This is a genomic window from Microbulbifer sp. SH-1 (genome assembly GCF_011326135.1).
Taxonomy (GTDB): Bacteria; Pseudomonadota; Gammaproteobacteria; order Pseudomonadales; family Cellvibrionaceae; genus Microbulbifer; species Microbulbifer harenosus.
In genome coordinates, this window is record NZ_CP046948.1 from 4,598,634 (window position 1) to 4,625,117 (window position 26,484).

General features: G+C 60.3%; 19 protein-coding genes. 11 read left to right on the plus strand and 8 right to left on the minus strand.

Annotation, left to right across the window (positions count from 1 at the left end; translation table 11 throughout):
* The first annotated feature begins 220 nt into the window (after nt 1-220).
* The 7 genes from GNX18_RS19045 (at nt 221) to GNX18_RS19075 (ending at nt 6,150) form a co-directional block, all read left to right on the plus strand.
* A complete protein-coding gene (locus GNX18_RS19045) occupies nt 221-490 on the plus strand; it encodes a hypothetical protein (RefSeq protein ID WP_138236077.1) in 270 nt (89 codons plus the stop codon).
* A gap of 82 nt (nt 491-572) precedes the next feature.
* On the plus strand, nt 573-845 hold the full coding sequence (locus GNX18_RS19050) for a hypothetical protein (protein WP_166220128.1): 273 nt from the start codon (nt 573-575) through the stop codon (nt 843-845).
* 60 nt (nt 846-905) lie between these two features.
* Nucleotides 906-1,301 (plus strand): hypothetical protein, encoded by a 396-nt coding sequence (locus GNX18_RS19055; RefSeq protein WP_166220130.1) that lies wholly within the window; start codon nt 906-908, stop codon nt 1,299-1,301.
* Between the two features lie 58 nt (nt 1,302-1,359).
* Nucleotides 1,360-1,707 (plus strand): hypothetical protein, encoded by a 348-nt coding sequence (locus GNX18_RS19060; RefSeq protein ID WP_166220132.1) that lies wholly within the window; start codon nt 1,360-1,362, stop codon nt 1,705-1,707.
* A 97-nt stretch (nt 1,708-1,804) separates the two neighbouring features.
* The gene (locus GNX18_RS19065; RefSeq protein WP_138236073.1) at nt 1,805-2,302 is read left to right on the plus strand and encodes an RNA polymerase sigma factor; all 498 of its coding nucleotides are present in this window, start codon (nt 1,805-1,807) and stop codon (nt 2,300-2,302) included.
* Nucleotides 2,299-3,255, plus strand: coding sequence for a FecR domain-containing protein (locus tag GNX18_RS19070; RefSeq protein ID WP_138236072.1), 957 nt, complete (start codon nt 2,299-2,301; stop codon nt 3,253-3,255). Before GNX18_RS19065 ends, GNX18_RS19070 begins: the two co-directional genes overlap by 4 nt.
* 249 nt (nt 3,256-3,504) lie before the next feature.
* Entirely contained in the window at nt 3,505-6,150 is a 2,646-nt protein-coding gene (locus tag GNX18_RS19075) for a TonB-dependent receptor (protein ID WP_205828009.1), read from the plus strand.
* A gap of 7 nt (nt 6,151-6,157) precedes the next feature.
* On the opposite strand, the gene GNX18_RS19080 is transcribed toward GNX18_RS19075, so the two are convergent.
* From GNX18_RS19080 to GNX18_RS19090, 3 genes are all read right to left on the minus strand, one after another.
* Nucleotides 6,158-7,456 (minus strand): jacalin-like lectin, encoded by a 1,299-nt coding sequence (locus tag GNX18_RS19080; protein ID WP_166220136.1) that lies wholly within the window; start codon nt 7,454-7,456, stop codon nt 6,158-6,160.
* Nucleotides 7,457-7,583: 127 nt separating this feature from the next.
* A complete protein-coding gene (locus GNX18_RS19085) occupies nt 7,584-9,023 on the minus strand; it encodes an alkaline phosphatase PhoX (protein WP_166220139.1) in 1,440 nt (479 codons plus the stop codon).
* Between the two features lie 76 nt (nt 9,024-9,099).
* Nucleotides 9,100-11,727 (minus strand): TonB-dependent receptor, encoded by a 2,628-nt coding sequence (locus GNX18_RS19090; RefSeq protein ID WP_166220141.1) that lies wholly within the window; start codon nt 11,725-11,727, stop codon nt 9,100-9,102.
* A 339-nt stretch (nt 11,728-12,066) separates the two neighbouring features.
* Here GNX18_RS19090 and GNX18_RS19475 point away from each other — a divergent pair, with 339 nt between their 5' ends.
* The 3 genes from GNX18_RS19475 (at nt 12,067) to GNX18_RS19105 (ending at nt 16,552) form a co-directional block, all read left to right on the plus strand.
* Entirely contained in the window at nt 12,067-14,118 is a 2,052-nt protein-coding gene (locus GNX18_RS19475) for a hypothetical protein (RefSeq protein WP_205828010.1), read from the plus strand.
* Nucleotides 14,119-14,153: 35 nt separating this feature from the next.
* Nucleotides 14,154-14,762, plus strand: coding sequence for a response regulator (locus tag GNX18_RS19100; protein WP_205828011.1), 609 nt, complete (start codon nt 14,154-14,156; stop codon nt 14,760-14,762).
* Between the two features lie 68 nt (nt 14,763-14,830).
* A complete protein-coding gene (locus tag GNX18_RS19105) occupies nt 14,831-16,552 on the plus strand; it encodes a hybrid sensor histidine kinase/response regulator (protein WP_166220143.1) in 1,722 nt (573 codons plus the stop codon).
* Between the two features lie 72 nt (nt 16,553-16,624).
* On the opposite strand, the gene GNX18_RS19110 is transcribed toward GNX18_RS19105, so the two are convergent.
* On the minus strand, nt 16,625-19,858 hold the full coding sequence (locus tag GNX18_RS19110) for an efflux RND transporter permease subunit (protein WP_166220145.1): 3,234 nt from the start codon (nt 19,856-19,858) through the stop codon (nt 16,625-16,627).
* A gap of 80 nt (nt 19,859-19,938) precedes the next feature.
* The gene (locus GNX18_RS19115) at nt 19,939-21,072 is read right to left on the minus strand and encodes an efflux RND transporter periplasmic adaptor subunit (RefSeq protein ID WP_166220147.1); all 1,134 of its coding nucleotides are present in this window, start codon (nt 21,070-21,072) and stop codon (nt 19,939-19,941) included.
* Between the two features lie 349 nt (nt 21,073-21,421).
* On the opposite strand from GNX18_RS19115, the gene GNX18_RS19120 reads away from it, so the two are divergent.
* The gene (locus GNX18_RS19120) at nt 21,422-22,381 is read left to right on the plus strand and encodes an AraC family transcriptional regulator (protein WP_205828012.1); all 960 of its coding nucleotides are present in this window, start codon (nt 21,422-21,424) and stop codon (nt 22,379-22,381) included.
* A 53-nt stretch (nt 22,382-22,434) separates the two neighbouring features.
* On the opposite strand, the gene GNX18_RS19125 is transcribed toward GNX18_RS19120, so the two are convergent.
* From GNX18_RS19125 to GNX18_RS19135, 3 genes are all read right to left on the minus strand, one after another.
* Nucleotides 22,435-23,760, minus strand: coding sequence for a PAS domain-containing sensor histidine kinase (locus GNX18_RS19125; RefSeq protein WP_166220149.1), 1,326 nt, complete (start codon nt 23,758-23,760; stop codon nt 22,435-22,437).
* Nucleotides 23,760-25,106 (minus strand): sigma-54 dependent transcriptional regulator, encoded by a 1,347-nt coding sequence (locus GNX18_RS19130; RefSeq protein ID WP_166220151.1) that lies wholly within the window; start codon nt 25,104-25,106, stop codon nt 23,760-23,762. Before GNX18_RS19130 ends, GNX18_RS19125 begins: the two co-directional genes overlap by 1 nt.
* Nucleotides 25,107-25,275: 169 nt before the next feature.
* Nucleotides 25,276-26,481 (minus strand): ABC transporter permease, encoded by a 1,206-nt coding sequence (locus GNX18_RS19135; protein ID WP_166220153.1) that lies wholly within the window; start codon nt 26,479-26,481, stop codon nt 25,276-25,278.
* Nucleotides 26,482-26,484 lie beyond the last annotated feature (3 nt).

Sequence of the window (26,484 nt, forward strand, 5' to 3'; positions counted from 1 at the left end):
TCGCCGTCATCATCGGCCGTCCGGAGCGTTGCGCAAATATTGCCGGGCTGTCGCGAAAATTTTTCGAGCGATGAATCCGGCGCATTTAATTTTGGTTAAAAAGTGTACGGCGTCGTCGAACACGTCCCGGGGACTAAACTAGAGGTACAGCAATCGAGGACCGGAAGAGGATGTTCCTGGCCTGCTGAAGTGATGAAATGCGAATCGCGAGGTAGTCGTCATGAGTCGCACAGGGATCGCAGTGGTGGCAATGGGTGCCACCCTGTGCTTACAAGGTTGTATATTTGTCCCCTTTGATAATGAACACAGTTACGACCCGTTTTTCTTTAACCCGGACGATAAGAGCCAGACGGCGGACTTCGTCGAGGTAGGCAATTACCTGCCCAATGCCTCGGCGCCGCCCGCGGCCAGCCGCCAGTGTTCGACGGATGTTGAGCATACCCGGGTGGGTTCCGCCTGCTGGTTTTTTCCGGTGATGCGGGTCTATTGATTCCCGGATAGAAGCGGATTGGATTAACGCGGCCTTTCGGTAGGGAAGGCCGCAATTTTTCGTCGGTTGATCAGGAGGCCCCATGCGCACCCGAGTGTTTCCCCTAACTCTGTTGGCGGCAGCCACGTTTTCCACCTCGTTACTCACCGCCTGCGGTACCAGCAGCGTGCGCGATCAGGTGGTCTACCCTAACAGTGCACCCATTCCCCGTGCGCCGGCGCATGCGGAGCAGAAAACCAACTACGACGGCTGCCCTGGGGACGCCGAGGAGTTGGCCCCCGGTTCCATCTGTCCGGCCTCGGCCCAGTGTTATGAAATTTCCCGCGGACGCCGCTGTATCGTTTACGAGAAGTAATTTCCGGGAATGCGCAGTGGATGGGCGGCGAATCCCATTGATGTTCACAGAGGAAGTGAAATGAAATTGCGTCTGTTGGCTCTGGTGGTGACGATTTTTTTTGCCGGTTGCGCGGGTACTGCCGGCAATATCGAAAATGTGAAAAGCATGGATGGCTTCTGGTGTGATCTGACCGGTACCCCCGCGACCTATTACCAGGGACGGTTGCCGCAGAATCTCACACCCTTGTATCCCCGCAATTGCTTTGCCGGTGACACACAGGTTCCAACCGCCAGCGCCTGCCTCACCGGTGACAGTATCTGCTACCAGCTGGATACGGGAAGCTGGTGTACGGCGGGGGTTGCGCCCCAGTGTCCGGCCGGTAGCGCACCTCTGACCATGGATGCGCCGTGTCCGGATGAGGGCCACTGCCGGATCTACAGCGAGGGTCTGCGCTGCTATTCCGTCGGCGTGTAGTTGGTACGGTCGGTGCTGAACCCCATGCGAAGCGCTCAGGGTTCAGGTAGTAATTCCGATGATCTGGCTGAAAGGCGTACTGGTCGCCATTGATCAACTGGGCAATGCCATCGCCGGTGGCAACCCAGATGCCACCATTTCTGCCCGTACCGGCTATTTTGCCCGGGTTAAGGAAACCCCATTCCGGCCATGGTGGCAGTTGATGGAGCGCATCATCGACTTCACCTTTCGCCCCATTGACGGTCCCGATCACTGTTATAACGCCTATCTCAGAGACAAGGACGAAGAGCACCGCGAAGGCAGCGACCTGATGCGGGGCGTGCTCGGTATTCTTATCATCCTGGTGTGCCTGCCACTGTCTCTGATTACCAGAGTGTACGCGGTGTTTTTTCCGCGTCATCGCTGAGCGGTTCATCGGCAACTTTCCCGATTTTGACCTCAAACTGTAACTCCCCGGAAATACCATCTGGCGTTCCATCGCACTGTGCAAGCCGGGGGGGCGAATGCCTGAATTGAATGCGGAACAATCATCGCTGACCTTACAGCTGATTGAGGGAGCTCCCAGGCTGAAGCGTTTTGTTCAGCGTCATGCCGACAATGCCACGGATGTGGCGGACCTTTATCAGGAATCAATCACACGTGTACTGGAACAGGCGCGGGAACAGCGCATCAACAACCCGGTCGCCTATGCGATTCGCATCGCCCGCAATCTGATCATCAACCGCGGCCCGGTGGCGCACGCCGAAGAGACGGAGATGGTCTGTCCGGGGCCGTCTCCGGAGGAAAACACCAGCCGGCAGCAACAACTGCAGGAGATCCTGACAATTCTGGAAACCATGCCAGCACTGCGCCGCGAAGTCTTTATTCGCCGACGTCTTGACGGTGAAAGCCGCGAGGAGATTGCCCGCGCGCTGGGTATCAGCGTTGAGGCCGTAAAAAAACACATCAGCCGCGCGCTGGCCGATATTCAGCGAGCGCTGGATGAAGGGAGGATAGCGTGAGCCCTGTAACGGATGCTTACCAGGAGGCCGCCTACTGGCTGGAACTGCTGTCTGAGGGAGAGCCCGACCCTGTGACGGCACGCCGTTTCGAGAACTGGCTCAAGGCGGACCGCCAGCACGCCGTCATTTTCGAGCGCATGGTGAATACCTGGGATTCCCCGATTTTGCAGGAGGCGCTGACAAGCTCGGCGCCCACTGACGATGACCGGCGCGGCGGAACAAACCATCCGCTCGCGCGTTGGCTGATGCCAATGGCGGCGGCCGCCTGCCTGCTACTGGCACTGTGGCAGTTCCCTTTCCGCGAGCATCAGCCGCCGTATACCGCGCACTTTGAAACGCCGGCGATGCAGCCGCGACAGCTGAGTCTCGCGGATGGATCGCGGCTGCAATTGGATGCGGCGAGTATTGTGGACGTGCGGCTCGACGCCACGGCGCGACGGATTGAGCTGCGCCAGGGCGCCGCCTACTTTGATGTCGCCCACGACGCATCGCGGCCGTTTGAAGTCGGCATCGGCGATGCGCGTGTGACGGCTCTGGGCACCGAGTTCAATATCGAATCCTCCTCCTACGGTATCGACGTTACCGTCCATGAGGGCCGTGTCGAAGTACGTACAAGGGCCCCGGAAGAACCGGTAATACTGAGTGCCGGTCAGCGGGTGCGTATTTCCTCTGTTGGCATAGAGGCCGCCGAGGCCGTCGCCCTCGATGACCTGCTCGACTGGCGCCAGGGGTGGGTTGAAATTCGCGATCGTCCACTGCCCTATTTGCTTGAGCGCCTCTCGCGCTATAGCCCCGCGCCCATTGTGGCGGAGGGCGAGCTCGCGCAATTGCCGATCGCGGGTCGCTTCAGGCTTGCGGAAACCAATGAGAACCTGGCCCTTCTCGCGCGTCTGTATGGGCTCAGTGTCAGCCGCTCGCCGGACCGCATTGAGCTAAGGCGAGCTGTCGACTGATAGGCACCGACAATGGAAGGTTTGCCTATTCCCACTTTCCGTCGGTCCATGAATGATCGCCGTACACGAGCCTGGCGATTCAATCTCCTGTGTGAAATTGCTGTCTGCTGTACGCTGCTCGCTCCGGTTCCGCTACAGGCGGCGGTTACAGATTTTTCCATCCCCGCCGGTCCTCTGTCCGATGCGCTGGCTCATTTCTCGAGAATCACCGGACAGACAGTACTCTATGACCCGCGCCTGGTGTCAGGATTGGAAGCTCCCCCGGTTAGCGGGGAATTTTCCCGGGAGGATGCCATTGCGCACCTGCTACAGAATGCCGCTCTGGTTGCGGAGCGTCAGGGCGCAAGCTGGTTGATTGTATCTCGCCGAGATTCACCGCCCGAGCCCGCCACTGGCAACGCGCCCTCCACGGCTGCAGGCGTAGAAGAGGTGCTGGTGAAGGGCATTCCCGCTGCGTACCAGCAATCTTCGCTGCAAAAGAAATATCATTCCAACAGGCACCAGGACTTTCTTCAGACTGCCGATATCCAGCGTTTACCGGCAGCCAATATCGCCGAAGCCATTACTCGCAGCGCCGGGATTTCCGTGGTGCGCGACCGGGGTGAGGCGTTGTTTATCAGCATGCGCGGTCTGCCTACCCAGTTTAACCAGGTTACGCTTAACGGCAATGCACTGGCGAGCAGTGAAAATGTGCGGACGTCCGAGCAGTATGGGCGGCGCTTTCATTACAACCTGTTACCTGCGGAGCTGGTCTCCGCCGTTGCTTTGAGCAAAAGTGCCTCTGCCGCCGACACCGCCGGTGCCATTGGTGGCCAGATCGACTTGCAGACGCACCGCCCCCTGGATATGGGGGCCAGTGGCGTGAGCACCCGCGTCGCGGGAAGTGCTTCGCAACTGGCTGGTGAAACCAGTCCGCGTATATCGGCTGTGGGCAACTGGGTAAACAGCGACAGCAGTCTCGGATTGTCGTTGATCACAGCCTATTCCCAGCGCAGCCTGCGGCAGGATCGGGTACTGAATTTCCGCTGGCTGGAGTCGGAAGACGGTACCCTTTCTCCCGGTGGCATTCGCCCCACCTTGGAGCGCGAAGAAAGCCAACGGCTGGGAATCAGCACCGCGCTGCAGTGGCAGTCTGGAAACGGAATCGCCCTGGACGTGGATCTGTTTGGCGTGAAGCGGCACAGCGATTATCAGGAGTTTTCCTACAGTGCCGACTACGACATCGACCAGCTAGTTCCCGGCAGCCTGCAGTGGCGGGGCGATGCATTGATTGGTGGAGATACACAAACGGGGTCGGTACAGATTGGGCGTGAGAGCGCCGGGCTTACGGATTCGCTGTATCACGGCAGTGTGTCCCTGTCTCGAGAAACGGATGAGTGGAAAGTGACTGGCGCACTGGCGATATCGCGCGCACGCAGTTACAACAGCGATCCGATACGGAGAACACGGCTGCGCAGAGACGGCGATGTTGCTTTCCAGTTCTGGTATCCAAAAAGTGGCGAAGGCGCACTCCCAACCGTTACCTACCACAATGTCTCACTGAACGATCCGGAAGACTTCCCGGGGCGGCGACTGGAATGGCGATACATCAATGCACAAGACGGTAAAAACACCCTCAAGCTGGCGGCTTCGCGCACACTGGATGACGGTCCGCTTGAGCGAGTGGAGTTCGGCGCGGAGTGGCAATTCTTCAGCAGGGATTATCAACGCCGTGATCGGATGATCAGCGACGGTATCGAGGGTGCATTTTTTCCCGACGAATATTTTCTTGCGCTACCTGTGGATGATTTCCTCCACAGCGTGCAGGCGCACTTGCCCGCGCAGTGGCTGGTGCCCGATGAGGAGCGATTCTGGCAGCTGGCAGACCCCGGATATCTGACAGACACTGCGCAGTCTTCGGCCGACCGTATGAATTCCTATAACGTTGCGGAAAACAACCGAGCGCTGTTTGTTCGCTCTGATATGCGTTTGGAGCGCTGGCGAGGAGAGTTAGGCCTGCGTTACCTCCAGGGAAGCCGACATGCGCGCGGACACTGGCCGGACGAGAGTATGCAGGTTCTTCCTTTGACAGTGACGGCGAGTGAGGACCGCCTGTTGCCGTCGCTGAATCTGAGCTTCGCACCAGCGCGGGATCAGTTGCTGCGATTTTCCGCCGCACGGGTCGTGAACCGGCCGGACCTGCAGGACCTGGCGCCGCGGCTCACGCTCAATTCCGGAGACACACTGACGGCCGTGGGGGGCAATCCCGAGCTGAAAATGGTCGTGGGTAACCAGTTTGACTTCGCCTGGGAATGGTACCTACCCGCGGACGGGCTGTTCAGTATCAGTGTATTTCATACGACACTGGATGGCTTTATCCAGACCGACACTCGCGACATCGACATCGGCGGTCAGACCTATGAATTGACCAGCCGCAGTAACGGGGGCAGTGCCCGTATCAATGGACTGGAAATGGAATACCGGGAGCGGTTCAGCCAGCTGCCCAGTCCCTGGGATGGCCTCGGTATACGGGCAAACATTTCACTGACAGACTCCAATGCCAGGTACCGGGCGGGCGATCAGTACGTGGAAGATACGCTTGCGGATGTAGCGCCGCGTACCGCCAATGCCGGGATATGGTTTGAGTCGGCGGCGGTGACGGTCAATGTCGACTACGGCTGGCGGGATCAGATCCTGAAGCAGGTGGGAAGCTTCAATCAGGCGGCGCAGAACAGTGAACCGTTCGGCAACCTCGATGCACGTATTAGCGTGGCCCTCGGCCGAGACATTTCTCTATTTGCCGAGGGCTCCAATCTAACCGGCGCGGCCGAGAGAGAATCCATAGCCGGTGGTGAATTCGCCGGTTACAGCTACTACGGCCGCACGTTTACCCTAGGGGTGGATGCCAGATTCTGAACTATGCTCAGAGTTCTTTGGCGATAAAGCCGATGCTATCCAGTTCACTGCCGGACCGGCCATAAGCCCCAATAAAGGCTTTCCCGGCTGGCGCATCAAAGGTGGTACAGGTGCCCGTTTGTGATCCACCGGCCATGCTGTTGCCCGCACTGGTCTGAAGTTGCAGGTAAAAAATACGGGTATGTCCGTTGTGCTTTGCCTGGCATGCGGTAATCCGGCTTATAGTTTCACCCGGTGACAGTTGCAGAGTTTGCGCGGAGCCACCTGTTCCTCCGTGGCTCAACTGCAGGCCCCCGGAGAAGTGGAACGTCAGCTGGTCGACCCGGCTCCCTGCACGCAGGGTGATGGCATCGGGTTGAGGGTAGTCTGCCATCGACAACGCGGGCAGGTCGTTGAAGAAATCGCCGTGAGGGCCGCCAGCGGTACCCGTCAGATACAAACCACTATTGAGTGAATAGTGAAAGGTGGCGGCAACGGGGTCGTGATCAGACAGAGGCTCGCCGGCGGAATCAATGAAATTGGAAGGCACCTGCGCATCCGCCAGTGACAATTGCACCGCAGCGCCGTTGCGGTAGAGGATCTTGTCCACTCGTTCGCAGTTGCCGCTATTTTTGTCGGTACAGTCGGTCAATGCCGGATCACCGCTCTGCGGAATAATTCCACCGCGGGATACTTCAACCCAGGTATCGGAAAATCCGGCCGCAATGTAATCGTGCAGTCTGTCTGGGGATCGGGTGTAACGGGAGTTGGTGTCGCCGGCGACGATCACGGCGTGCCCGCTGGAACGAGTCTCTATCGCCGCGAGCAATTGCAGCAGATTACTCGCCCGTGCTGCGTTGGAGGCATCATCGGTACTGGCGTCAGCGTGCAGGTTGTAAACATCGACAACCGCACCATCGCCAAAATTCATTCTCGAGAATGAAAATCCTTTGGGCGTCAGGCAATCACTGCCATCGCTGAATACGCCATAACAGTCGTTCCACTTGCTGCGGCTAAAATCGGAAAAACCGATTTTGGAAAAGCGGTTCATGCCGTCGCCGACGGCTATATCGCCGGAGTGGGCTGAAGTGTGTGCATGCACGATTTGGCTGACAAGATCGCTGTGGTAGCTGAAGTCTTCCTGTACTACCACGATGTCGTAATCATTCAGCAAAGGGCTGATTTTCACGGTATTGGTCGCCGGGCTGCCGGAACTGAAGGCGTCGGGAAGCCCGGCGACGTTGTAGGTCAGTATGTTAAATTGACCATCCGCTACTGCCTGCGCGCTGGACAGTAGCGCGATCAGCAGAACGCAAAAAAATTTCATCAGATGTTTCCTCTTTGTGTGTCACCTGCCAATTGCAGGTAATTTAAAGAGCGATTACATCGACGTCTGGGGACATAAAATCCGATGAATTTATTCTGGCATTCTGGTGACATTTAAGCGTCAAAGATTATGCCCGCAGTCTGCTCCAGGGGCCGTTGATGGCCAGAGTCATGCCGGGGCGCTGTATATTCACAAACAGCGTTGATCCATCCGGCGAGAAGCAGGCACCGCAGAACTCCCCTTTGTCAGGGTGCGCGTTCATGGCCAGGGTGTAGAGTTTTCCCTCCGGTGTCAGACCGCGGATATAGTTGACCATATCCGGGCTGCTGGAATAGCTGTCTTCGCAGATGATCAGATCACCCCAGGGGGCGATGGCGAGGTTGTCGCAGGACTCCAGCAGTGCGCGGTCGCGGCTCTCGTAAACCAGCTCCAGTTCACCGGCGATTTCATGCCCGGCGCCTTCGTGCCGCCCGGGGCGGTAACACCAGATCTGGCCGATCTTTTGCGGCCCGCCGCCGGTAGCGGCAAAGTAGATTTCCCGGCGGCCGTCGGCGCGCAGTGCAAAAGCCACGCCTTCGCAGCGACAGAAGCGTGCGGCGCCGGCAGCGGCACCGCGCAGGCTGAGATCGCCGTCCGGCGACGCGACATCCTCGAGATCTATCCAGGTGCACTGGAATTTCTGCCCCACGCTCACCGCACTGGCCTCGGCCTTGTTTTTGTCCTCCTCCCAATTGCGGGTGAGTGCGCCCGGCCACCCCTTAATGGCTAGCGCCTGCAGCTGCCCACCATGCCGAAGTTGTTCTGATTGCGCAGGCAGAAAGCGATAAAACAGCGCGTTATCGTAATCCTCCGTGAGATAGACAATGCCGGAGCTACTGTCGACGGCGGCGGCCTCGTGAACAAAGCGTCCCATGGCGGTGAGTGGCTCTGGTGTCACTAACCCTTCTGCGTTGGCGGGGACTTCGAATACGAAGCCGTGGTCGCGTCCGAAACCTTCAGCGCGCCCCGCGAGACTTTCTTCACAGGTCAGCCACGAACCCCAGGGTGTGGCGCCGCCGGCACAGTTGCGGGTGGTGCCGAGCAGGCTCAGGTGCGATTTCTCCACCGTTCCGCTGCGGTGGTTGTACAGCAGGGTGGTGGTCCCGCCATTGACCGGCAACTTGTCTTGATACAGATCGAAGGCGCGGTCGCGCATCGCGCGTGCGCGCGCCGGCGCATGGTGAAAGGGGCCGATTTCCGGGCCGATGGAATCCAGTTCGTGATTGCGCACCAGCAGGCTGTAACCCGGCTTGCCCGGTGCGGGAAACGCGGCCATGCCGTCCGGTGCACTGGGGGTGGTGAGGCCGTCGGACATGGTGTCGCCGGTGCGGGAGATAACGCGGTAACTGAAGCCCTGTGGCAGATTCAGAATACCGTCGGGATCGCGAAAAAGCTGGCCGAAGCGGTCGGTACCGCGCAGAGGGTCGACGGCATAGACCTGCGCCAGTGCCGGCAGGCTGGAGAGGCCGCCAAACGCCACCGCGGCGGCGCCGGCGTTGATCAGAAACTGTCTGCGTGAAAGCGTCATTTTTACCTCGTGAATGCAAAAAGGCGGGAGCGGTGTGAACCGCTCCCGCATCGAGTGGGCGCCCGAACCGGGCCTGTTACAGTTTTACCCGGGCACCGAGAACAAACGTGCGCCCGTAATCGGTGTAACTGCGGAACTCGTCGCCATCCACAAACAGCTGCTGAACTTCATTGGTGACATTGATGCCCTCAATGAAAAGCGAGGTACTTTCGCTGAGGTCATAGGCCGCGCTGAAATCCAGGGAGCCAAATTCCGCGTTGTTTTCCGAGGCGAGGCTGTTGGTGCCGATCTGATTGAGCACACCGTCGCGCCAGCTGTAGCTAAAGCGCAGTGCCAGGCCATTTTTTTCGTAAAAAGCGGTGAGGTTGTAACTGTTTTTTGCCACATCTTCCAACTCACCTTTGATGCGCTCATCACCGTCCACGTAGACCGCGCTGGAGTCGGTCAGGGTGTAATTGGCCTGTACACCCAGTCCGTCGAAGGGCGCCGGCAGGGTATTGAACACCTGCTGGTAGGCCAGCTCAAGACCGGAGACCTCGGCATTGGAGCCATTCACTTTGGAGGTGAGGCGGTAGACTTCGCCATTGAATTCCAGATCGGAAATCTGAGTCTGAATGAATGTGGAAATATCCTTGTAGAAAACCCCTGCGGTGAGCGCGGTACTCTCTTGCGGGTACCACTCCAGGGTCGCGTCGTACTGCCAGGCCTCGAACGGTTCCAGATTCGGGTTGCCGCCGGTAGCGGTCAGTATGTCTCCGGAATTGAATGTCAGGCGCGGCGCCATGTCCTGCAGGTCCGCACGGGTGATCACTTTGGCGGCAGCGACGCGGGTGATCAGGTCGTCGCGCAGGTCAAGAGCGAAATTCACCGAAGGCAATACATCGGTATATTCGTTGCTGAAAGACACCGGCGTAGACTCTCCATCCACCGTCGCATGTCCGGAGGAAACCTGCTCGGTCTGGGCTACACGCACACCCAGATTGCCGCGCAGCGGCATGGAGGCCAGTTCGCTGTCTAAATTCAGCATGGCGTAGGCAGAGCGGATGCTTTCTTCGATACGATAGGAGTTGCCGAGGTCGCCACTGGTAAGATCGGCGGCGAGCAGTTCTGCGCTGGGGAAATTACTCCAGAATTTATCCTCGTCGGGTACCAGCCAGACCTGGGGCAGGCTGCCGTTGGCATTACCGAGAAAATCATCCGCGGGAAACGCGGTGAAATAGCTCGAGTCAAATGTCTCGCCTTCCACTCCCTCGCTCAAGCGGAGGTCGCGACGGAAATAATCCCGCGTGCGTTCACGGAACTTGATACCGGTAGCGAACTCGGTAAACCCGGCCAGCTGAATACTTCTGCTGGCATCGAACTGCAGGGACTGCTCTTCGTCATTGGCGCGGATGGTGCGCCATTCCAGCCGGCGGCCCGGCCACTGTGATGGATCGTTCAGGTCCGCGTTGGCGTACTCAATACTGGGCACGGAGTCGCCGTCTACTTTCGGGAACAGGAAGGAGAAGCCGATGCCCTCGGTCACGCGGAAGCGGGTGCGTCTGATGGGATCGGAATCTTCGCTGTCCGCGCTGGAGTGAAACAGGTCGCCGGAAAGCGTCCAGTCGTCCACCAGCCACTCGGCATTCAGACCGATAGACAGGTTCTCGTCGTGAATGCCGGAGCTCTCGCGGCCGATTTGCACCGAGCCGTCGGTGATGGTACCGCCGACCAGTGCGCCGTCGCGGATAATCGCGGTGCCGGGCACCAGGCTTGCGGGATCGTAGTCGGCGCTGTAGGTGAATTCGTCGTACTGTACTTCCTGATCCACGTAGAGCAGGTCCAGGTTGATATCCAGATTGTCGGACGGACGCCACTGCATGGCGGTGGAGAGACCAAAGCGCTCGCGGTCCTCGAGTTCCAGTGTCGGGCGAACACCTCCCGGTGTGATCAGCGGGCCACTATCGCGGGTGCCGTCGCCGTCGGTATCCAGGCCTTCTTCCAGTTCGGTCCAGCCGAAATTGATCGCGCGATCCTGGCGTACACTGCGCTCGGCGTAGGCACTGGATACCAGCAAACCAAACGTCTGGTCTTCGTTGACCCAGTTGGCGAGACCGGAAAATCTCGGGTCGGTCTCTTCCGCCAGCTGCGCGTGACTGGCGCGGGCGGACGCGCTGAAGGTGGTTTCACCCAGTTCCAGCGGCCGGAAAGTTTTTACATTAACGGTGCCACCGATGGCGCCCTCGTCGTGGGCGGCGGTGGGGCTCTTGATGACTTCGACCGCGGATACCAGTTCCGCCGGCAGCGTATCGAAGCGGAACTGCCGACCGAACTGGCCGGACGTTCTGACATTCTCATTGACCGCCATGGTGCGGTTATTGAGGGTGGTGACCTGGAAGTTGGAACCCAGTCCACGCACCCGCACATAGACCCCTTCGCCGCGGTCGCGCACGATGGATACCCCGGTAACCCGCTGCAGTGCTTCGGCGATATTCTGTGCGGGGAACTGGCCGATGTCCTGCGCAATGATGGCATCGGTTACGCTCGGCGCATTGCGTTTGGCGTCGATGGCGGATTGCAGGCTGCGGCTGTAACTACCGGTGACGATGATTTCTTCCAGTTCGGCGATATCCTGCTGGGCGTTTGTGTTCAGTGAAATGGAGCCGGCGGCTATGGCACCGATCAATGTAGGCAGCAGTTTTTTTCGCAAATGATGTTGTTGCATGTTTCCCCCAATGGTGACTTTTAATGTGTCTACAGACGATCACCTAAGAGAGAAATCCTCGGCCAAAGGGGACAGAAAAAATGAGAAAAAAATATTTTTTTACCGTGTGGAAAATATTCATACAACGGTCATGAAGGCATGTTGCAATTGCGTGCCGCAGTTTTTGCAGCAGTGCAAACAGCGGCATTGCCTGACGCTGATAGACATCCATCCGAGCGTCACCCCACTTCCCGCCTAGTCCATCTGTGTAATGGTATTCGCGCCGCTCCGGCTCTATGTTCTTTGCCTCCAGTGAATTCCCGCCCCAACCGTGCCGGGACCATGTTGAGGTGAACGATAATGAACAAATGGGCTTGTTTGATGAGCGTGCTTCTCCTGTGCGGGTGTGGCGGAGGTGGCGGCAGTGCGGGCGGCGGTGGCGACCCGGGCGGCAGCAGCAGTGGTGGGAGTAGCAGTGGTGGGAGTAGCAGCAGTAGTAGCAGTGGCGGTAACAATGCCCCCTTCCTTTCCTGGCAACTCGAAGTAGACAGCGATGGCCAGCTCCGGGATTTTTCGCTCGATGAGACACATGTCAAATTGTGGCTGGAGGAAGCCGGTGAGGTGACGTATCCCGGGCACTTCTACGGCAAAAAGCCGATGGTTGATGACGTGGAGTACATGCTGCTGAAACTGTTGAACAGCGGCACCGCCGACGGCAAAGACCACTGGTATGTGGCGGCTCTGGATCGCAAAACCGCGGCGCGTTCGCTCATGCCGATGCCGGTGGATGGCCTGGCGGCGGCCCACGGCATGGCGGGGGTGGAGTTGATCAACTCCGCGAGTGGTCTGTTTGATGTTGTGCTCGATCCCGATGGAAGGCTGCGCCTGTTTATGGTGACGGAAAGCCGCCATCATCAGAATGGCGAAGCCTACCTCCGCCACGTTTTGAGCCGATACTGGGTGACCGATGGCGAGCTGGTACTGGAGGCGCACGAGGTGCTGGCTCCGGCATTGGCGCTATCCGGCCAGAAGCTGGCGTTGAGTACCTTGGAGGTGCTGGACGATTACATCCTGCTCGACAGCTATACCGGCGAGAATCCGAACATCACGAATATCCGTTTCCACCTGTTGCATCGGGCCGACCTGACCGTGGCCAGGGACAGTTTTGCTCTGGTACCCCGCGCCTATGGACATCAGGTGATTGAGAAGGACAACTGGCTGCACCTGCTCGAACGCGAAAATGAGAATATCTACAACGAGCGCGATGGTCTGATAGAGCGCTACTCCCTGTACGAATCGCCGGAATATCCCAACGCTGAGAGCCAGCGTTCGCGGGTGCGCAGTTTCCGCTTGTCTGACCTGTTGAACGGGGTGGATTTGCCGGCCCGGGAGCACCTGTTGCCGGCCTGCGCGGAGTGTCTGGACAACAACGGCACCTGGTATGATCAGCGCGTCGCTACCAACGCGATCATCGCCGGTGATGGTGGCCGCCTGTTTATGGCTTACTCCAGGAAGCCCGGTGCGGATCAGCCGGGAGCGGCCATTGCGATTGAAGTACTGGACGATCAGGTTACCGCGGCAAGCGATTTTGCTACCAGTCTGCGTGGCGAAGGTGACGCGGTGAAGACCGCCGATGTACTTAGCCATTACTATCGCCACGCGCTGTCGTTTATGAAGCCCGCTCCGGATGGTGGCTTCTACCTGATGGCGCAGACCCTGGTGGATACCGAAAACCACAATTCACTGGATAGCCAATATCTGACCCTGATGAAGTTTGACCGCGACGGGCGGCCGGGTTGGATGCGCAAGATTGACGCAAAAGGAAATCCAGGCCGCTTTGCGAACGCCACGGTGTCCGCTCTGCAGGTGGATGATGATGGGGTTTCGATGGTGGTGACCGGGGCCTTCGATGCGGTGGATGACACCGCGGGGCCGGAGACGAACGTGCCCAGCGCCTATGTGCATTTCACCGGTGGGATTTCCGCCGCGGCGGCGGAGGCCTATCAGCAGCGCCCACAGGACCTGACCGCATTCACGGCCACCGGACCCTCACTGGCGGAAGCGCTTCCCGGTAACAGTTACTATTTTTCTCTGGACAGTGGTTCCGCCTTCTGGATTCGGTTTGAGGAGGACACGGCCTACACCCGCTCCTGGTACGGCGGCTTCGATGAAAGCTACGTGGTATTCAAATGGCAGGAGGGAGAAGGGGGTATTCATCGCCAGCATCAGACCATTCTGGTCTGCCATCCGGGCGAAACCCAGTGGCGCGCGGTGGAGTTGCCAGAGGATAATTTCAGCCCTCTCACCGGCAGTCGCGGCGGTATCCTGATGGACGGCAAAGACATGAGCCGCACCAGCCGGGAGTATACCGCCGTGGCCGAGGGCGAGACCTGTGAAGGCTACGGCGCATAGTCGGGCGGGCAAGCCGCGAAAGGAGTACACAAGGGTTGAACAATATATCCCGCTCGTTGTTATTGGTGGATGATCATCGCCTGTTCCGCGAAGGACTGGTCCTGCTGTTGCGGGACCGGCCCGGGCTCGGGCGCGCGTATGAGGCAGGCACCATCGATGAGGCCCTGGGCTTTGTCGATGCGGCACCACCGGTGGGTATGATTCTGCTCGATATTGCCCTGCCCGGTGTGGATGGGTTGGCCGGAATGGCGAGCCTGCAACAGGCGTTTGCCGGGGTGCCAGTATTGGTGTTGTCCGGCAGCGAAGACCCGGTTCACCGACAGCTGGCTCTGGGGCAGGGGGCGGCCGGTTTCGTGGAGAAGTCCGCCAGCGGCGAGGAAATCTGCGAGGCGATCCTCCGGGTCTGGCGCGGTGATCGGGTCTTCCCGCCGATTCCCGAAACCCAGGCCACTGGCCTCACACCCCGCCAGGAGGATGTGTTGCGGCATCTCGGCGAGGGGCTTAGCAACAAGGCGATCGCCCGCCATCTGGGGCTGTCGGAAAACACCGTGCGCGTACATGTCTCCGCGATTCTGGCATTGCTCGGCGCCACCAGCCGGACCGAGGCGGTGATGGCCGCGCACCGCCGGGGCTGGATTCGGTGAGCCGTCAGCTGATTTACCGATTTGCACGGCTCTGGCACTTGCCGCCGGATGCTGTACTGGCCGGGCAAATGGCCGAGGTTCGCCGCAATCTTCCCCCCGGTGTGATCGTTGCCACCCTAATAGGCACCGGTTCGGTGCTGACGCTGGCGCTGCTGTTTGAACAGTGGCGCCTTTTGTACTGGCTGCCGATCTACCTCCTCCTGCAATTGCTCACCGCGCTGCTGCTGCGGGATCTGGCCCGGCGCACCCTGCCACCCCGAACCCTGTACCGGGTGATGATTGGCGTATTCGGCAGTGCCGGTGTGGTGTGGGGCGGGCTCGCCCTGTTTGTGGCGCCGGGTCCCAACAGCCTGACCACGCTGCTGTTTCTCACCACGGTGATTTCCGTGCATTGTGCCGGCACCTTCCCCTTGACCGGTGCCAGTCTGCCCCTGTACTGCATTTTTATGCTGCCGTCGCTGGCACCGCTGACCGCGGTCTTCTTCCTGCGCGCGGACAGTCTGTCGGTGGCCATGGGAATCATTGTGGTACTGCTGATTGGCTGCATGCTGTTGTTTGCGTCGCGGGCGCAGGCCGCCGGCCAGGAGAAAATGCGGCTGCAGTTCGCCAACGATGAACTGGTGGCCCGCCTGCGGGAGGAGTCCCGGCTGCTGGCCAAGGCGCGGTGGGCGGCGGAGGAGGCCAGCCGCGACAAGTCCCGCTTCCTCGCCGCCGCCAGTCACGATCTGCGCCAGCCGATGCACGCCCTGGGCCTGTTTCTGGAGGCGCTGGGGCGGACTTCCCTGGATGTCGATCAACGCTCCATTCTCGACAAGCTGAAGCTGGTGTCCCGTTCCGCCAATGGGCTGCTCGGCGGCCTGCTGGATTTTTCCCGCCTGGATGCCGGTGTCGTGGTGCCCGCTCTGCGCAGTTTTGCGCTGCAGGCGGTGATGCACAAACTGGAGCAGGAACTGGCGCCGATGGCCGAATCCCGCGGCCTGGTCTATCGCAGCCGCGATACCAGCCTGGCGGTGCACAGCGACCCTGTACTGGTGGAGCGGATTCTGCGAAACCTGATCAACAACGCCATCAACTACACCGAGCGCGGTGGCGTGCTGGTGGCCTGTCGGCGGCGCGGTGACCGGGTCTGGGTCGAGATCAGGGACACTGGCGTGGGCATTGCGCCAGAGTACCAGCAGGCGGTTTTTCGCGAATTCTTCCAGATCGGTAATCGGGAGCGCGACCGCCGCAAGGGCCTGGGGCTCGGGCTCGCAATCGTCACCGGATTGTGTCGGGCCCTGAACGCGGATCTGAGTATGGTGTCCCGTCCCGGGCGGGGCTCCTTATTCCGGCTCGCATTGCCGCTGGCTGCGGCTGCCGTGGTCGAAAACCCAATGCCCGCGATCCAGCGCCAGTTCCTGGTGCCCATTTCGGTACTGGTCGTGGATGATGACCCGGAAGTGCGCGAGGCCATGCGCGTCTTGCTGGCCAGCTGGGGTTGTCACTGCCAAGTGGCCGAATCCGCGGTGGACGCACTGCGCCTGGGGCTGCCCGCACCGAACCTGCTGGTGGTGGACTATCGGCTGCGCGGTGGCGAAACCGGTGCCGAGGCAATCGATGTGTTGCGCCAGAGCTATGGAGAAGACGTTCCCGCGATCGTCATTACCGGTGATACCGCCCCGGATCGCCTGCGCGAAGTGCAGCGCGTGGGTTCCGCGCTGTTGCACAAACCCCTTGAGGCCGATGCGCTGTACCGGGTCATGGTCCAGTTGGTGGGTGAACGGGCGGATGGTGTTGCGGGAGCGGGTTGAACGAAGATCGGCTCGCTCCCGCGGAGAGGCCGGGAGGGCGGGGTGCCCTCCCGGGTTGCTTAGTGCAAGCCGTCAGTGATTTGCCGCATCCGCCAGCGGCGCTAGCTGCGGCATTTCCTCGGTACCGGATCTGTGCGGCGCGGTGGTCTCTGCGGCCGGCGCTGCCGGTCCCGCCAGCTTGCGCAGCGCCACATAGAACACCGGCGTCAGCAGCAGGCCGAACAGCGTCACGCCGATCATGCCGGTAAACACCGTGATGCCCATCGCGTTGCGCACTTCGGCACCGGCGCCGCTGGCCATCACCAGCGGCACCACCCCGGCGATAAACGCCACCGAAGTCATGATGATCGGGCGCAGGCGCAGGCGACAGGCTTCCAGTGCGGCGCGCACAGGATCCAGGCCTTTTTCCAGTTCCAGCTCGCGGGCGAACTCGACGATCAGGATGGCGTTCTTGCACGCCAGCCCCATCAGCACCACCAGACCCACCTGCACGAACACATTGTTGTCGCCGTCGATCAGCCACACGCCGAACAGCGCGGCCAGCAGACACATCGGTACGATCAGTATCACCGCCAGTGGCATCACCCAGCTCTCATAGAGCGCAGCCAGCACCAGAAAGACCAGCAGCAGCGCCAGCGGGAATACCAGCATCGACGCGTTGCTGCGGTTAACCTGCTCGAAGCTGAGATCGGTCCATTCGATGGTCATACCCGCCGGCAGCGTCTGCTTTGCCACCCGTTCCACGGTTGCCAGCGCCTCGCTGGACGACAGCACCGCCGGGTTGGACTGGCCCAGCAGGTCAGCGGCCGGGTAGCCGTTGTAACGGATTACCGGGTCCGGTCCATAGCTCTGCTTCAGCTGCACCATGGTGTTGATCGGCACCATTTCGCCGCGGTTGTTGCGGGTGTAGAGATGGTCGATATCGGCAATCTCGTCGCGGAACGGCGCGTCCGCCTGGGCCATCACCCGGTAGGTGCGCCCGAACTGGTTAAAGTCATTGATATACAGGGAGCCGAAATACAGCTGCAGGGTGCCAAACAGGTCGTCCAGGCGCACGCCTTGCGCCTTGGCCTGCAGCCGGTCCACCTCCGCATCCAGCTGCGGCACATTGGCCTGGTAGGAACTGAATGGATAGCTGAGCCCCGGCGTTTGGCTGAGGGCGCCCGCCAGTCCGTTGGTGGCGGTTTGCAGCTCGCCGTAACCGGCGCCAGTGGGGTCTTGGGCGCCGCTGCGATTCTGAATGTACAGCGAGTAGCCGGAACCGGCGCCGAGGCCAAAGATCGGCGGCGGCATAAAGCTGACCGCAAACCCCTCCTTGATACCCGCGAGCTTGCCGTTCAGCTCCGCGGCAATCTCCTCGGCACTGCGATCGCGCTCGCTGAAATCGTCGAACAGCACAAACACCGTACCGACGTTCGGCGTGTTGGTGCGCTGCAGCGCATTGAAACCGACAAACGCGGCGGCGTGGGACACGCCTTCGGTTTCCTGTGCCAGTTCACTTACGCGCCGCGCCACGGCCTCGGTGCGATCCAGCGAGGCGCCCTCCGGCAACCGGATGCTGCCCACCAGATAGGTTTTGTCCTGGGTCGGGATAAATCCGCCGGGAACCTGGTTGAACATAAATACCGTGCCCGCCAGCAGCAGCGCGTAGACCGCGAACACCAGGCCGCGCCGGTTCAGGCTGCGGCCCACGAGGTGCTGGTAGCGTTCCGCGTTCTTGTTGAAGAAGCGGTTGAACGGGCGGAATATCCAGCCAAACAGGCGGTCGATCACCCGCGCGGGCAGGTCTGGCGCGGCGCCGTGGGGTTTCAGCAGCGTCGCCGCCAGCGCCGGTGACAAGGTCAGTGAATTGACCGCGGAGATCACCGTGGCGATGGCAATGGTCATGGCGAACTGGCGGTAGAACTGGCCGGTGATGCCATCCAGGAATGCCATGGGGATAAACACCGCGCACAGCACCAGGCTGATGGCGACGATGGGCCCGCTCACCTCGCGCATCGCCTGGTGCGCGGCGGCCAGTGGTTTCAGCCCTTCTTCGATATTGCGCTCGACGTTCTCCACCACCACGATGGCATCGTCCACCACGATGCCGATTGCCAGCACCATGCCGAAGAGGGTTAGGGTATTGATGGAAAAGCCCAGCAGCTGCAGCACGGCGAAGGTGCCGATGATGGACACCGGCACGGCCAACAGCGGAATCAGCGACGCGCGCCAGGTCTGCAGGAACAGGATCACCACCAGCACCACCAGCAGCACCGCCTCCAGCAGGGTCTTGATCACCGCCTTGATCGAGGTGCTGACAAATACCGTCGGGTCGTAGGCGATCTCCCACTCCAGTCCCTCCGGGAAGTGATCGTCCAGCTCGGCCATTTTCTCGCGCACCGCCTGTGCGACCTCCAGCGAGTTGGAGCCGGGTGCCTGGAAGATCGGCAGGCCCACGGCCTGGCGGCCGTTCAGCAGCGCGCGCAAGGTGTCCTCCGATGCGGCCAGCTCGATACGCGCGACATCCCGCAGGCGCGTGATCTCGCCGTCATTGCCGGTTTTCAGCACCACATCGCCAAATTCCTCCGCGCTCGTCAGACGCCCCTTGGCGTTGATGGAGATCAGAAAGTCGTTTTCCCCCGGCATCGGCTGGGCGCCGATCTGGCCGGCGGAAACCTGTACGTTCTGCTCGCGCACTGCGCTGGCAATATCGGACGCGGTCACACCAAGGGCCGCGGCCTTTTGTGGGTCTACCCACAGGCGCATGGCGTAGTCGCCGGAGCCAAACAGCCCCGCCTGACCGACGCCGGGGATGCGCGCCAGCTCATCGCGAATATGCAGTACCGCGTAGTTGCGGATATAGGTCGCATCGAAGCGGTCGTCCGGAGAAATCAGGTGCACCGCCATCATCAGGTTGGGGGACTGCTTCTGGGTGGTGACACCCTGGCGGCGCACGTCTTCCGGCAACCGCGGCAGCGCCTGGGATACCCGGTTTTGCACCTGCACCTGGGCCTGGTCCGGATCTGTTCCCAGCTTGAAGGTCACGGTCAGCGACAGGGTGCCGTCACTGCCGGCGACGGATTTCATGTAGATCATGTCCTCCACGCCATTGATGGCTTCCTCCAGCGGCGTGGCGACGGTTTCGGCAATGGTCTTGGGGTTGGCGCCCGGGTAGCGTGCGGTCACCGCGACGCTCGGCGGTACCACTTCCGGGTATTCGCTCACCGGCAGCACCGGGATGCTGATCAGGCCAACCACGAAGATGATGATCGACAGCACCGAGGCGAAGATCGGCCTGTCGACAAAAAATCGGGAAAAATTCATACAGCGTTACCCCGTGTGCGGAGGGAGAAACCGCACGGAAATTTGAAATTCAGTCATTTTTAACGGGAGGGGAGAGACGTTCAGCGACCGGCGATCTGTTGCGAGGTTTTTGTTTCTCGCATTTGCACCAGTTGCGGTTCCACCGGCATACCGGGAAACAGGATTTTCTGCAGGCCGTTGACCACAACCCGCTCGCCGGGCTGCAGCCCGCTGCGAATGAGGACCCGTTCATCCTGCTCCGGACCGGTCTGCACCTCGCGGCGTTCGGTGAGGTTCTGCGCGTTCACCACATACACGTAGCGCCGGTCCTGGTCCGTGAGCACCGCTTTGCGGTTCAGCAGCAGTGCATCGCCGAGTTGTGCGGTGGGCATCTGCACGCGCGCGAACTGCCCGGGCCGGAAGCTGCCCTCGGGGTTGGCCACCAGGGCGCGGAACTGCATGGTACCGGTATGGCTGTTCAGGCGGTTGTCGATAAAATCCAGCTCGCCAACGTGCGGGAATCCGCTTTCACCCACCAGCCCGATATGCACCTGCGGGCGCTCTTTCAGGGTGAAGAAATCGCGGCTGCCGGCGAAGCTGGTCTGGTCGCTTTCGAAATAGACATACATGGGGTCGACGGACACCAGTGTGGTCAACAGCGTATCGTCGGCACTGGCGAGGTTGCCGCGGGTAATCTGCGCGCGGCCCACGCGGCCGCTGATGGGCGCCTTGACCTGAGTGAACTGCAGGTCCAGGCGCGCGCTTTCCAGCGCCGCTTCTGCAGCACTGACGGCGGCGCGGTCGGATGCCAGTGCGGCCTGACGCTGGTCGTTTTCCTCGCGGGAAATGGCGCGGCTCGCCAGCAACTGGCTGGCGCGCTGCGCGCGGCTTTCACTCAGGGCCAGTTGGCTGCGGGCGCGGGTCAGTTCCGCCTGTGCGGCGCGCTCGCGCGCACGGTAGGGGCGAGGATCTATCTCAAACAACAGATCCCCGCGCGCCACCAGTTCGCCCTCGGTAAACGCGACCTTGTCGATATAACCGCTGACCCGCGCGCGCAGCTGCACCGTTTCCGGTGCCGCCACACGCCCGGTAAAGTCACTCCACAGGGTCGCTGGTTCCGCGGTTATTTCTACCACCTCCACGGGCATGGGCGGCGGCCGCTGCCCTTCCGTATCATCGGCATTGCATCCTGCCAGTAACAGGGCCGCGAGACCGATCAGGATATGTTTTGGCATTGGGTGCTTACTCCTTTACTTGAGTGGGGAGAACAGCTCCCCACCGGTCGCATACCTTAGCGGCTCCACGCCATCGGACGGTATCCGGTTACTGTTGTCTGATTGCCTGATTCTGTAATCCCCGCGCAATTGGTGACTTGTTGGACTCGCGGCCGAGTCGCCGCGATTCTCCGCCGTATATTTTTTTACGTTGTTCTTGCCTGCCGAACTGGTAGCGCTTTTGTCACATTCTGGGGGTGGCTTGCATATTACTGCCCAGTGCTTGCCCAATACTGCAAAGTTCTAAGTGGCTTGCCTGAAACTCCGTATACTGGCCAGCGGTCTGTCTTAAGTGTTATCGGGAGGGCGTATGCCGGGGGAACAACGCAGTAAAGCGGTCGAGCGGGAAATGGAAGCCATGCGCAAAGGTCTGGTGCGCAATATCCTACGCTGGGTGCCGGAAACCGGGATGCAGCAGTCCGCGCTCGCGGGCGTCGGCCTGATCCGCTCAGACGTGGCCACCACCAGTTGTATTTCCAGTGTGTACGAACCCTCACTCGGTTTTATCGTGCAGGGTGAAAAAGTGTTGCAGCTGGGCGACAAGGAAATTGCCTACGGCCCTCTAAACTATCTGGCCTCCTCGGTTCACCTGCCGGTGTCGGCCAGGGTGGTGGTCGCCTCGGCGGAGCAGCCGTACCTTGCCGTCAAACTGGTGGTGGAACCCAAGGAAGTGACCGATCTGATTCTGGAGCTGGGAGAAAAGGCACCGGTTGTGGAGGCGGACTTCAGCTGTCCGGAAGTGAACTGTGGCCTGTGTATGGCGCAGATGGATATCGGCTTGCTGAATGCGGTGAGCCGCCTGCTGAATTTGCTGGACAATCCCGCGGATGCGCCGATTCTGGCGCCGCTGGCGCGCAAGGAAATTCTTTACCGTGTGCTGAGAGGAGAAATGGGCGCGCGCATTCGCAAGTTTGCCGTGGCGGATAGTCAGGCCAACCGGATCTCGCGGGTGATCGCTCTGCTCAAGGACCACTTCGCTGAACCGCTGCGCATTCGCGAACTGGCGGATCGTGCCAATATGAGTGAGTCGTCGCTGTTCCACAGCTTCAAACAGGTCACGCGAATGTCGCCGTTGCAGTTCCAGAAAAAACTGCGTTTGCATGAAGCGCGCCGGTTGATGCTGAGTGAGGGACTGGAAGCGGCTTCTGCGAGTTACCGCGTGGGCTACGAGAGCCCATCCCACTTCAGCCGCGAGTACAGCCGTATGTTTGGTGCACCGCCGCGCGCGGATGTGAATAAGTTGCGCGGGGAACAGCAGGTATCGGCCTGATATTCACTGGCGGTCGGGAATGGCAGGTTGTTTCAGAACCTGGATTCATACACTCAATGCGCCGGGTTTCCTTTTGCCCATGGCAGCCACAGGCTGATTTGCAGGCCGCCTCCGGCGCGGTTGTGCAGTTGAATCTGTCCGTCGTGAGCATCGACAATTTCCCGGCACAAGGCTAGCCCCAGGCCAACCCCTTGGGGCTTGGTGGAAAAGAATGGCAACAGTGCCTGTTGCAGTACTTTCTCGCTCATGCCGGTGCCGCGATCACTGACGGTCAGCAGTTGTCCGTGAACATCGGTTTCGATACGCAGCGTAATTTCCTCCTCTGCACTGCCCGATTCTGCGGCGTTCTTCAGCAGGTTCAGTAATGCCTGTTCCATTTGCGCGGGATCAAAATAACCCGGGCGCGCTGGGACATTTCCCTGTAACTGAAACGGCTGTAATGGCTGTAACCGCGATACCAGCTTGTGCCACGAAACTTCCTCACATACGGGGGGAGGTAGTTTGGCAAAGCGGGCGTAGCCCTGGGTAAAGTCAGTCAGGTGCCGGCAGCGCTCGGCAATAACATCAAATACGCCGGCCAGTTGTTCCGAGTGCAGCTTTTCCGAAAGCATTTTGCCGCTGTGCGCCATCGAGGAAATGGGGGCGAGGGAATTGTTCAGCTCGTGGCTGATCAGGCGGATGACTTTTTTCCACACCTGCACTTCGGCGCGGGTCAATTCCCGGGTCATTTCGCGCAACAGAATCAAGCGGTGTTTCTGCGAGTTCAACACGAAGGTGCTGTTGCTGATGTGCAGGGTATGGCTGCTTTCCTTGTCGAGATAACTGGTGAGGCCGTCCTGCTTTTTCTCGATCGCTTGCGCCAGTTCCGGCGGGCAGTGGGGCAGAATCTGCGCAAGTGTGTGCCCCTGCAGCGGTCTGCCGCCATGCAGCAGGTGCCGCGCACTGGTGTTGGCGTAGATGATGTGTTCACTGTGGTCGATCAGCAGCAGTGCCAGCGGAGAACTCTGGATGACGGTGTCCAACAGCAGTTCCCGCTGGTGAATGTGCGCGCGCTCCCGCCGCAGGATTTCTCCCACTTCGTTATACAGTTCGGCGAGTTCACCCAGTTGGTCGTTGCGTTTGAGTGCAAGGGAAATGGAAAAGTCGCCGTCACGAAAATTCAGCAGGCCGCTTTGCAGGCTGCTGAGGGCGCGGTTTAGTGAGCGGGTAAGTGGTCGCAGCAGCAGCCAGGTGGTGACCATGGCCAGCAGCAGGCCCGCGCTCCAGGCGAGCCGGGCATCGGCGCCGAGTTCCTGTAGCGCAAAGGGAAGGCCGGTCCCGATGGCGACGGCGAACAGTGCACAGGCGAAAATCCTGCCTTCAACGGAGGTGCGGGGCATCAATAGGGAATTCCGTATTTGTCCAGGCGCCGATACAGAGCCTGACGGCTGAGGCCCAGCTCGCGCGCGGCCTGGGCGATGATGCCGTTGCAGCTGGCGAGTGTCTGTTCCAGCAGTTCACGGCCGGGTTCGAAACTGTGCTCCGGGATTTTTTGCAGAGCTTCTTCCGGTAGCGCGAGGGTGGCTTCGTCAATAATATCGCCGCGGGTCAGGACCGCGGCGCGCTGCATGACATTCTGCAGCTCGCGCACATTCCCGGGCCAGCTATAGCGCATCATTTGCTGTTGAGCCTGTGGACTCAACTGTTTTCCGGTCCAGGCGAGAAAGCCGCGCGCGAGCGGCAGGACGTCTTCTGGCCTGTCCGCCAGTGGCGGCAGTTTGAGTTCGATGACGTTCAGCCGGTAAAACAGATCCTGGCGGAAGCGGCCATCGCTGATCATCTGCGGCAGGTTGCTGTTGGTTGCACTGATCACACGCACCTTGACCTTGCGCGTCTGGCTGCTGCCGAGGCGCTGAAATTCCCCGGTCTGTAACACCCGCAACAGTTTAACCTGGCCGCTGGCTGAGAGCTCGCCGATCTCGTCGAGAAACAGGGTGCCGCCGTCGGCGGCTTCGAATCTGCCCTGCCGCACTTTATTCCCAGCGCCGGTATAGGCACCCGCTTCCGCGCCAAACAGCTCTGCTTCCATCAGTTCTTCCGGCAGGGCGCCGACATTGACCTTGATATAGGGGCCGTCTTTTACGCTTGAGTTGGCCTGCACTATGTCTGCGATCTTTTCCTTGCCGGCGCCATTGGGGCCGGTGATCAGCACCGGTACATCGGCGTGGGCGACCTGGGTGGCCACTTCCAGCAGCTTCTGCACGCTGCTGCTGCGGTAGACGATACCCTGCAAGTCGAACTGCTGTTGCAGCTGTTCCCGCGCCTGTTGTTCGCGGCGCTGGGTCTGGCGTTGCTGTTGCTGCAGATCGTGCAGCTCAAGCAGGTTTTTAATGGTGGCGATAAGTTTGTTGTCGTCCCAGGGTTTGCCGACATAATCGGCAGCGCCGGCCTTAACCAGTTCCACCGCCATTTCCAGCTGGGTCCAGGCAGTGAGCAGGATGACGGGGATATCCGGTTGCAGTTCGCGCAGGGCAAAAAACAGCGCTCGGCCCTCTTCGCCGGAGGTGGTATCGGCCGTGAAGTTCATGTCCTGGATGACAAGGCCGATGTCCGGGTTTTCCCGCAGCAGCTGCAGGCCCGCCTGGGGTGTGATGGCGGAAAAGGTGTGGATATCGTGGAGAGACAACAACAGCGAGAGAGCGGTGATGATGCCGGTGTTGTCGTCGATGATTAGGACCTTGTCCAAGTCCAACTCTCCCTGATTGATTAGCTCAGTTCCTGTAGGAGCCTGCTTGCAGACGAACCGGTTCGCGTGCGAGATCTCGTTCGCCTGCAAGCAGGCTCCTACAGGCAAACCGTCTCTTGTGCTTATTCCTGTTCGCCAGCAGGCTGGCTCCTACATCGTGCCGGAAAATTTACACGCTGCGCGTTGCCATCGCCGGCGAGATATTCGCAGCGCGCAGTGCCGGCACCAGTGCCGCGGCTACGCTGACCGCCAGCAGTATAAAGGCACAGATCAGCGTTGTAGATAGCGGCAGCGCCGGTTGACCGAATTCACTGGCCAGGAACTGGTTGAAGATCTGTGCGGCGGCGGTGCCGAGTGCGACGCCAGTTGCAGCGATCATCAGGTTCTCCAGCAGGAAGTAGCGGCTGATGGCGGTGCGGGTGGCACCGAGGGCGCGGCGCACGCCGATCTGCTTCTGGCGCTGGGTAATCCAGAACACGGTGAGCCCGACGATACCGAGGGCGACGATAAATGTCAGCAGGCTAACGACGCCGGTCAGTACCTTGATCATGGTGTTGTCACCGGCGTAGTAGCGGGTTTTCTGCTCTGTCAGGGTTTTCACTTCAATCACCCGCTCTGCGTCGCGCTCCGCCATTTTTTCCTCCAGCAGTTTCAGTACGGCGTCGCGCTGGCCGGGTTCGGCGCGCACAATATAGTCGTACCACTGGGTGTCCATAATGGCCGGGAAAAAAACGGTGTTGCCGGCGACCGACGAGTTTGGCCAGGGGCCCAGATTGCGCTCTACAATGCCCACTATTTCCATTGGATTGTCGTCGCCACCGAAGTAGAGGGATTTGCCTAGCGCATTGCCTTCGGGGAACAGGGTGTCCGCTAGTTGCTGGGTAATAATGGTTATGGTTGGACGTTCACTGGAGCTGCTTTCCATTATCCGAATTTCACTCGGGGTGAAATTGCGGCCGGCGACCAGCTTCATCCCGAGGGCATCGATGAAGTGTTCGTCCCCGCTAAAGAACGCGGCCCCGGTGGAGCCGACTTCCTGGTGGGGCTTGGTGTGGAATCCACCGGAGGAACCACTGCCGGCCAAGGGTGCGCGACTGATGGTGGCGGCGGCAACACCGGGTAGCTGGCGGATCATGTCCATGTCCAGGCGGAAGGCCTCGAGCAAGTCATAGTCCTTTGGGATCGGCATGAAATGGGCGGTGACGATGTCCGCTTCGGCTATGCCGGTGGGGCGGGCAATCCTTTCCTTGCGTTCCTGGATGACGACGCTCGCGTTGCTGACGATGGCCAGCGTGAGGCCGAGCTGCAGTGCGATCAGAAGCGCGGAAATCTTGTGGCGCCAGAGCGCGGATAAAATAGGTCTAAGTTCCAGCATGGT